We start from the raw sequence: 5,450 nt of genomic DNA, 5'->3' as shown, positions 1-5,450 counted from the left end.
AGATCAACAAACGGGGAAAAGATTCAAAAAAATCCCCCGACAATGTTGCCGGAGGATTTGTGTATAAGAGACAGCCCAAAGGGGAGGGAAGAGATCAGCGTTTTTTACCCATTGCTGCCGCCAGCGCATCCATCATGGCGCTGTTGCCTGCCGGTTGTGCCTCACGTCCACGCGGTTTTGCCGCTTTCGCTGCAGGACGCGTCTGCTCGCGGCTACCAGCGCTGTTACGTCGGGCGTTCGTTTCGCCAGGCTGCTCATCCAGGCGCATGGTCAGTGCGATACGCTTACGTTGCAGATCCACTTCCAGTACTTTGACCTTAACGATATCGCCCGCTTTCACTACCGTATGCGGATCTTCCACGAACTTATCGGCGAGGGAAGAGATATGCACCAGGCCGTCCTGATGTACGCCAATATCCACAAACGCGCCGAAGTTGGTCACGTTGGTGACTGCGCCTTCGAGGATCATTCCCGGCAGCAGGTCATTCATGGTTTCCACACCGTCGGCAAAGGTCGCGGTTTTAAACTCGGGGCGCGGATCGCGGCCGGGTTTTTCCAGCTCTTTGATGATGTCTGTTACGGTCGGGAGGCCAACATGTTCATCCGTAAATTCTGCTGGCTTGAGCTTACGCAGTTCACTGCTGTTGCCCATCAGGTCACGCAGTGATTGCGCGGTCGCCGCCAGAATACGTTCGACCACCGGGTAGGTTTCCGGGTGCACCGTAGAAGCATCCAGCGGGTTATCGCCATGATTGATACGCAGGAAGCCGGCACATTGCTCAAAGGCCTTCGGCCCCAGACGACTGACTTTCAGCAACTGCTGGCGGTTCTGGAACTGACCATTCTCATCACGCCAGGAGACAATGTTCTGCGCCATCATGCGGGTCAATCCGGCAACGCGGGTCAACAACGGTACGGAGGCGGTATTCAAATCCACCCCGACGGCGTTTACGCAGTCTTCGACCACTGCATCCAGTTTACGGGCTAGCTGAGTCTGACTGACATCATGCTGGTACTGGCCGACGCCGATAGATTTCGGATCGATTTTGACCAGTTCAGCCAGTGGATCCTGCAAACGGCGGGCAATGGAGACTGCGCCACGCAGTGAAACGTCCAGGTCCGGGAACTCCAGTGCCGCCAGCTCGGATGCTGAATACACGGAAGCACCGGCCTCGCTGACAATTACTTTTTGTCCCTGTACTTTCGGGAACTGCTTTTGCACATCCAGGTAGAAACGTTCCGTTTCGCGGGAGGCGGTACCGTTGCCAATGGCCACCAGCTCAACGTTGTGCTTCTCGCACAGGGCTGCGACCGCAACCGCCGCTTTGGCGGCCTGCCCGGTATGCGGATAGATGGTATCGGTGGCGACCAGTTTCCCGGTGCTGTCTACCACCGCGACTTTCACCCCGGTACGCAGGCCAGGATCGAGACCCATGGTAGCGCGCAGACCGGCGGGCGCCGCCATCAACAGGTCATGCAGATTACGGGCGAACACATTGATGGCTTCATCTTCTGCACGTTCACGAACCGTGCCCATCAACTCTGTTTCAAGGTGCATCAGAACTTTGATACGCCATGTCCAGCTCACCACCGCGCGACGCCAGCTGTCTGCCGGCGCGTTGTTCAGACGCAGAGCAAGATGGTCAATAATGATCTGTTCGCAATGGCTCTCTTTTGGCGGCTCGTCAAACTGCGGATCGGCGTTGAGCGACAGTTGCAGAATGCCTTCATTGCGCCCACGGAACATGGCCAGCGCTCGATGAGACGGGGCGCTGGCAATAGGTTCGTGGTGATCAAAATAGTCACGGAACTTAGCGCCTTCCTCTTCTTTACCGCTGACAACGGTCGCAACGATGTGGGCATTTTTCCACAGGTAATCACGCACTTTCGCCAGCAATGCGGCGTCTTCGGCAAAACGCTCCATCAGAATATAACGCGCGCCATCCAGTGCGGCTTTGCTGTCTGCGACACCCTTTTCGGCATCGATAAATTTGGCCGCTTCGGTTTCAGGGTCGTGTGAGGGTTCGTTCCATAGCAAGTCTGCCAGCGGTTCGAGGCCGGCCTCAATTGCAATTTGCCCGCGGGTACGGCGCTTCGGTTTATAAGGCAGATAGAGGTCTTCGAGTTCGGTCTTGCTTTGGGTGGTATTGATGGCTTTTTCCAGCGCATCAGTCAGCTTACCCTGCTCGCCGACAGATTTGAGGATCGCCTGACGACGGTCTTCCAGCTCACGCAGGTATCCCAGACGCGTCTCCAGATTGCGCAGTTGCGTGTCATCCAGACCGCCGGTGACTTCTTTACGATAACGTGCAATAAACGGCACGGTGTTCCCTTCATCCAGCAGGCGAACGGCAGCTTCTACCTGTTCAGCCCGAGCCTGGAGTTCACCCGCAATAATGCGGCAGAGCGAGTCATTCATCATTTCAATATTATCTTCTGAGCAAAATTCAGGGGGATAGTTATACGGACTGGTACCACAAATTGCCAGTCAGTCCGGGACGCTCCCGGACTCTTCCTGGTGAGTCATTTTACATACTCGATCTCATTCACATACCAGGTGGCTTCACCTGCCGGTGTTTGTACCACCGCCACATCGCCGACCTCTTTTTTCAGCAGGGCGCGCGCCATCGGCGAGTCGATGGAAATATAGTCCTTGCGACCAAAGATTTCGTCGTAGCCGACGATGCGAAAACGCAGGCTGTTACCGTCATCATTTTCGATTTCCACCCATGCGCCGAAGAACACTTTGCCCTCCTGCTGCGGGGAATAATCGACAATCTTCAGATGCTCAAGGCATTTGGTCAGATAGCGCACCCGACGGTCAATTTCACGCAGACGCTTTTTGTTGTACTGGTAATCGGCATTTTCACTGCGATCCCCAAGACTGGCCGCCCATGTGACCTTTTTGGTGACTTCCGGGCGTTCCTCACGCCAGAGGAAATCCAGCTCCTGTTTTAACTTGTCGTAGCCTTCACGGGTGATCAGCGGCGTTTTCATCTCATGGCCTTATTTTTCGTTCTTTACAAATAAACCCGCTAAGGTGCGGATAAATCGTCATTTATGTGATGCAATATGCATATAAGCTGCTGTTAAATATGCTTTGTAACAATTTCGACTAGAATTTATACCAGATTTAGCTGGTCGTTAACGCGCACTTTTTTAGAATACGTCATGATAAATTGTCGGAACCTTTGGGAGTAAAAACAATGCAAGAGAATTATAAAATCCTGGTCGTGGATGACGACATGCGCCTGCGTGCATTGCTTGAACGTTATCTCACTGAACAAGGCTTCCAGGTCCGTAGCGTGGCGAACGCCGAGCAGATGGACAGGCTGTTAACGCGTGAATCCTTCCACCTGATGGTTCTCGACCTGATGCTGCCGGGTGAAGATGGTCTTTCCATCTGTCGCCGTTTGCGCAGCCAAAGCAACCCGATGCCGATCATTATGGTCACCGCGAAAGGGGAAGAAGTTGACCGTATCGTGGGTCTGGAGATCGGCGCCGACGACTACATTCCAAAACCGTTCAACCCGCGTGAACTGCTGGCCCGTATCCGTGCGGTGCTGCGCCGTCAGGCGAACGAACTGCCGGGTGCGCCATCGCAGGAAGAAGCCGTTATCGCTTTCGGTAAATTCAAACTGAACCTTGGTACCCGCGAAATGTTCCGTGAAGACGAGCCGATGCCGTTGACCAGCGGTGAGTTTGCGGTGCTGAAAGCGCTGGTCAGCCACCCGCGCGAGCCGCTGTCCCGTGATAAGTTGATGAACCTTGCGCGTGGTCGCGAATACTCGGCGATGGAGCGTTCGATCGACGTACAAATCTCCCGCCTGCGTCGCATGGTGGAAGAGGATCCGGCGCATCCGCGTTATATTCAGACCGTCTGGGGTCTGGGCTACGTCTTTGTGCCGGACGGCTCTAAAGCATGAGGCGAGTGCGCTTCTCGCCGCGAAGTTCTTTTGCCCGTACGTTGTTGTTGATCGTCACGCTGCTTTTTGTCAGCCTGGTGACCACCTACCTTGTGGTGCTGAACTTCGCGATATTGCCCAGCCTTCAACAGTTCAATAAGGTTCTCGCCTACGAAGTCCGTATGCTGATGACCGATAAACTGCAACTGGAGGATGGGACTCAACTGGTAGTGCCTCCTGCGTTTCGTCGTGAGATTTATCGCGAGCTGGGTATTTCTCTTTACTCTAACGAAGCGGCAGAGGACGCCGGTTTGCGATGGGCGCAGCATTATGAATTCTTAAGCCAGCAAATGGCCCAGCAACTGGGTGGCCCGACGGAAGTCCGCGTTGAGGTTAACAAGAGCTCTCCGGTGGTCTGGCTTAAAACCTGGCTCTCGCCCAACATCTGGGTGCGGGTGCCGTTAACAGAAATTCATCAGGGTGATTTTTCACCGCTGTTCCGCTATACCCTGGCCATTATGCTACTGGCGATTGGGGGGGCGTGGCTGTTTATTCGTATTCAAAACCGACCCCTTGTCGACCTCGAACACGCAGCTCTTAAGGTCGGGAAAGGGCATATTCCGCCGCCACTGCGTGAGTACGGCGCCTCTGAAGTGCGTTCGGTAACCCGTGCCTTTAACCAGATGGCCTCAGGCGTGAAACAACTGGCTGACGATCGCACCTTGCTGATGGCCGGGGTCAGCCATGATTTACGCACACCGCTCACCCGTATTCGTCTCGCAACCGAGATGATGGCGGAGGAGGACGGTTATCTGGCGGAATCGATCAATAAAGATATCGAAGAGTGTAACGCTATCATCGAACAGTTTATTGATTACCTGCGTACCGGGCAGGAGATGCCGATGGAACTGGCGGAACTCAATGCAGTGCTGGGTGAAGTGGTGGCTGCGGAGAGTGGTTATGAGCGGGAGATCGAAACGGCGCTCAATGACGGTGAAATTGAAGTTCGGATGCACCCGCTGTCCATTAAGCGTGCGCTGGCCAATATGGTGGTTAACGCTGCCCGCTATGGCAACGGCTGGATCAAAGTCAGCAGTGGCACTGAACTGAATCGTGCCTGGTTCCAGGTGGAGGATGACGGGCCGGGCATTAAACCCGAGCAGCGCAAACATCTGTTCCAGCCTTTTGTGCGGGGCGACAGCGCGCGTAGCACCAGCGGTACCGGGCTTGGGCTGGCGATTGTGCAGCGTATTGTCGACAACCATAACGGTATGCTGGAACTCGGCGTCAGTGAGCGAGGCGGTTTGTCTATTCGCGCCTGGCTACCTATTCCGGTGACGCGAATCAGCCTTCAGCCAAAAGAAAACGGATAAACAGAGCTTGCTCCGTTGCCGCTGTGGCAGCCGGAAGAGTCGATTATCACATCGAAAAATATCTCCTGCTCACAGCTCATTGAGCCGCAGGAGGTAAGTTAGGGAAGGTGCGATTTAATCGGTGGGGTTCAGTGGAGTCCTTATCTGTATTAGCCTTACCTTAGCTGAGCTG

4 protein-coding genes are annotated in these 5,450 nt (G+C 54.6%); 2 read left to right on the top strand and 2 right to left on the bottom strand.

What is annotated here, in order from left to right:
* Positions 1-94: 94 nt before the first annotated feature.
* Both ACSZO4_RS24380 and greB read right to left on the bottom strand, forming a co-directional pair.
* Complete coding sequence (locus ACSZO4_RS24380) at positions 95-2,422, bottom strand: Tex family protein (protein ID WP_437891670.1); 2,328 nt, start codon at positions 2,420-2,422, stop codon at positions 95-97.
* 101 nt (positions 2,423-2,523) lie between these two features.
* Positions 2,524-2,997 (bottom strand): transcription elongation factor GreB, encoded by a 474-nt coding sequence (gene greB / locus ACSZO4_RS24375; protein ID WP_437891669.1) that lies wholly within the window; start codon positions 2,995-2,997, stop codon positions 2,524-2,526.
* Between the two features lie 209 nt (positions 2,998-3,206).
* Here greB and ompR point away from each other — a divergent pair, with 209 nt between their 5' ends.
* Together ompR and envZ are read left to right on the top strand one after the other, a co-directional pair.
* Entirely contained in the window at positions 3,207-3,926 is a 720-nt protein-coding gene (gene ompR / locus ACSZO4_RS24370; protein ID WP_001157751.1) for an osmolarity response regulator transcription factor OmpR, read from the top strand.
* Positions 3,923-5,278: a two-component system sensor histidine kinase EnvZ gene (envZ, locus tag ACSZO4_RS24365; RefSeq protein ID WP_437891663.1), complete on the top strand. Its 1,356-nt coding sequence runs from the start codon at positions 3,923-3,925 to the stop codon at positions 5,276-5,278. Before ompR ends, envZ begins: the two co-directional genes overlap by 4 nt.
* Positions 5,279-5,450 lie beyond the last annotated feature (172 nt).

The organism is Phytobacter sp. V91 (genome assembly GCF_965644225.1).
Lineage (GTDB): Bacteria > Pseudomonadota > Gammaproteobacteria > Enterobacterales > Enterobacteriaceae > CBFFRJ01.
The sequence above is the reverse complement of the archived record's forward strand: the minus strand, read 5'-3'. Positions and strand labels throughout refer to the sequence as shown.